The 3,508-nt window shown below is 46.7% G+C and carries 5 protein-coding genes; 2 read left to right on the forward strand and 3 right to left on the reverse strand.

Annotation, left to right across the window (positions count from 1 at the left end; translation table 11 throughout):
• Nucleotides 1–681 (reverse strand): pyridoxal-dependent decarboxylase (locus B3D59_RS16590; RefSeq protein ID WP_286822246.1); only part of this gene is annotated, 681 nt, incomplete at its 3' end.
• Nucleotides 682–936: 255 nt separating this feature from the next.
• Between B3D59_RS16590 and hpf the strand changes: the two genes are divergently transcribed.
• Complete coding sequence (gene hpf, locus B3D59_RS16595; RefSeq protein ID WP_286822247.1) at nt 937–1,302, forward strand: ribosome hibernation-promoting factor, HPF/YfiA family; 366 nt, start codon at nt 937–939, stop codon at nt 1,300–1,302.
• Nucleotides 1,303–1,433: 131 nt separating this feature from the next.
• Here the strand turns inward: hpf and B3D59_RS16600 are convergent, their stop codons facing one another.
• Nucleotides 1,434–2,465 carry a phosphagen kinase gene (locus B3D59_RS16600; protein WP_286822248.1) on the reverse strand — a complete coding sequence of 344 codons (1,032 nt, stop codon included), beginning with the start codon at nt 2,463–2,465 and terminating at the stop codon, nt 1,434–1,436.
• Nucleotides 2,455–2,643 (reverse strand): hypothetical protein, encoded by a 189-nt coding sequence (locus B3D59_RS16605; RefSeq protein ID WP_286822249.1) that lies wholly within the window; start codon nt 2,641–2,643, stop codon nt 2,455–2,457. Before B3D59_RS16605 ends, B3D59_RS16600 begins: the two co-directional genes overlap by 11 nt.
• 335 nt (nt 2,644–2,978) lie before the next feature.
• Between B3D59_RS16605 and B3D59_RS16610 the strand changes: the two genes are divergently transcribed.
• Nucleotides 2,979–3,508, forward strand: a 530-nt coding sequence (locus B3D59_RS16610; protein WP_286822250.1) for an AAA family ATPase, incomplete at its 3' end; no start/stop codon positions are given.

The following is a 3,508-nucleotide window of genomic DNA, read 5'->3' on the forward strand; positions in this document are numbered from 1 at the left end:
CCGCCATGTGGGTGGCCAGAAATCAACTTTTTCCGCCCAAAGATGATTTCTGGCCACCCACATGGCGGTTATGTTGGCCGTGGTGCCGCCGGATGTAAATGCGCCCAAAGCCGTACGGGTATTCTGGACATGCGCCCGGTAGAAGGCCTGGCTTTGTTTGAAAATCAGGCAGTGGATTTTGGCCAGCACCTGCCTTTCAATGACAGCCAGCACCTTGGAGGTTTCCATTTTAATGAGATTTTGGTTCAAGGCTGCGGTAATGGCTTTAAGGTGCACCATGAAAAAGGGCAGGGCAGATGTCATGTGGCCGATGAAGTAAGGCGATGCCACATTGACCGCTTTAGGAGCAATGTCTTTAATGATATCTTCGATAACCTGGCCCAGATTTTTCTCGGGATGATCACTGATTTCAACGTCCATGTAATTTTTAGCCAGTTCAGTGATACTGATCTCTTCGGTGACGCCCACGTGCCGGTTAAGAAAATCGTGCAGACCGAACAGGATCTGCTCCATGTATTTAACCAGGGTCTTTTTGCTGTTTTCATCGTAGGGACGGATGAAAACCCGGTCCAGGGATTTGCGGTCTGCGATCAACTGTCCATCAGTTTTTCGTATATTTTTATCTCCTTGGGTCCAGGTGCTGTTTCCAGGCAATGAAAAAAATGAAAAAGAGGATGACATATTGTGAAGGTCTTTCCTTCAATTTAAAAATTGTGTTATCCGGCCTGTGCTATCCGGCATCAATCTGTCGCCTTTTGCCTTCCGAGGTTGTCATGTTTTTAATTTAACTTGAAAACCATCTTAAAAGTATGGCAGGTCTACCCTAAAATAAGGAGAAAATCAAATTTATTTTAATTATATATCGTTCTGTCATTGAGTCGTAACAGGTATTGTGTTATTTTTGAATCATCATCTCACCAATAAAAAGGAGAGCCTATGAACATCTCAATCACTTTCAAAAACATACCTTCATCTGATGCTGTAAAATCCCATGTTGAAAAGAAATTAAGTAAATTAGATAAAATGCTGGATGCCCCGGCCGAGGCCCAGGTTGTCTTGGCAGATGAAAAATTGCGCAGCATTGCTGAAATCAATCTGACTTGCAACAAACTGAAAATTCATGCCAGTGGTGAGGCTGAAGAAAACAACATGTACGCAGCCATTGATAGTCTGGCCGAAAAAATTAAAATCCAAATCAATAAATTCAAAGAGAAGCAAAAACGCCACCTGGCTGGTGACAAACAAAGTATCAAAAACGAAGCGCTGGAATATGAAGTGTTGGATGACACAGATAGCGAATAGATTTTTGCCTGAAACCTAATTTAAGCCGATCCCAGTTCCGAAAAGAACTGGGATCCTTTTTTTGCGCGCGCAGGCATATCTTTAAATCAGAATTTTTTTATCTGTCCCAAGCGCCTGTCATGCGGACGACCCTATAAATCCCTTTCCGCCTCGATAATGGCCTGCAATCCTTTGTGAAGATCCTTTACAATGGTATTGGCGCTGATATCTAACCTGCGGGCATTGGAGATATCAAACACTGCTTTTTCAACAGCCGTTTTTTCTCCGTCTGTACCCCGGATCTGCAGGTGGTACGCCCTGGTTATGGCTTCGAGAAGAGATCTCTTTTTCTCCAGTTGTTTAAGATGGATATGCACCCCTGCCCGCATGGCTGTTCCAATATTGGTGGGGCAGGCTGTAAGAAAGCCCTTTTTCGGGTCAAAAGCAAAATCAAGTTTATCCTCCAATGCCCTGACTATCTGTATCAACCTGTTAAAGACATAAGCAAGGTCACCGCCCTGGGACTGGGCTATGATGCGCAGATGATCTTCCTCATTGACCCATATCCTGACCACGTTGTCCCGGCTTATGAATATGCCGCGTCCCAAAGGGTAATCCCGGTTTATGCCGGCCGATGCCATGAATCGGTCGCCTTTCCGGAAAGCCAGCCCTTTTTCTAACAAGGCATTGAACTGTTTTTCATTCAAATCAGTAAAAGAGGTATAGGTGCCGGATAATTTTTCAGGCAAATTTTTGAAGAGATGTTTTAGCGTCTTTTCCAGCGATAGCCGCTGATCCGGGTTCATGTTGCCTGAAAAAGGAAACCTGCATAGATTTCTTGCCACCCGTATCCGGGATGAACGTATGAATGTCTGTTCCGGGTCTAGGTCCGGCAGAACGGCTTCCTGCAGGCCTGGCTTATGAGACCAGCCCGGATTAAGACGATGGTAATCCTCGATGATGGGCAGCAGCACCGGTGCAAAGCAGTCATAGCTTTCCATATCCCCGGCATAGATCCCAATGCTGGAGTCGGGATTTTCAATTCCGGAGGTGATGGCTTGATCAAGCGTGTACCCCGACGGGGTGCGGATTGTTTTAAGATCGTTATAAAGTGCAATGGTCAGGTACTGCTTTATTTTGGAGCGGGAGGAGGCGTGAAACGGCAGTTCCTGATCAGCTTTCATAGCCGGAGGACTGGGAAGATATGCCCCGGGCCAGCCGGATCTGGATCTGGTCTAAAATAATGCAGTCCTCATGGCATTTGGGCAGGTGTTCCCTGAATTCACAGTTGACGCATGGGCTTTGGGTCAGATAGCCCACTTCGAAATCAAATAAATCTCTTTTTATCGTTTGATTGTCCATATTCTTTAAATATTATACTACAGGTTGAAATGTCAGCTTTTATATCATTTAATTTAGGTCCGGGTCAATATCCTGTGTTCGGGGTAAGTCCTGTATTATTTACTCAGATTCTCCGTATTGTCGTGTCAATGGAGTCCGGGTGATCTTAGTGGCCTAACTAATGATCTTGGGTTGGCAGCTGTTCAATAAACCGAACATAACCTTTTTGTCATTTGACACCACATTTGCCCGCGCTATATTAGATCGAAATATTGTTCTTTCAGGGCCGGGCCTCTTTTATGGCCGTCTACAGTAACGGCCCAAAATAAAGGTCGGAGCATAAGGATTGACAAGTTATGGAAGAAATCACAAAACAGATCGAGAACGCCCATCTCCTGGTAAACCGCATCCGCAGTGAGGTGGGCAAAACCCTGGTGGGGCAGGAGAAATTGGTTGACGGACTGCTGACAGGTCTTCTCACCGGCGGGCACGTGCTCATTGAAGGGGTGCCGGGCCTTGCAAAAACATCGGCGGTCAAGGCGTTGGCTGCCGCTGTTCAGGCAGATTTTAAACGCATTCAGTTCACCCCGGATCTTTTGCCTGCGGATTTGACCGGTACCGAGATCTACCGGCCTAAAACCACGGATTTTGTTACCCGTAAAGGTCCGTTGTTCAACAATATTATTCTTGCCGATGAAATCAACCGGGCCCCTTCCAAGGTGCAGTCCGCACTTTTGGAGGCCATGGAGGAAAAGCAGGTGACCATCGGCGACAGCACCTATGCTTTGCCTTACCCCTTTCTGGTGCTGGCCACCCAAAATCCCATTGAGCAGGAGGGCACCTCCCCGCTGCCCGAAGCCCAGGTGGACCGCTTCATGCTCAAGGT

Source organism: Desulfobacter sp. UBA2225 (assembly GCF_002348205.1).
GTDB classification, from domain to species: Bacteria; Desulfobacterota; Desulfobacteria; order Desulfobacterales; family Desulfobacteraceae; genus Desulfobacter; species Desulfobacter postgatei.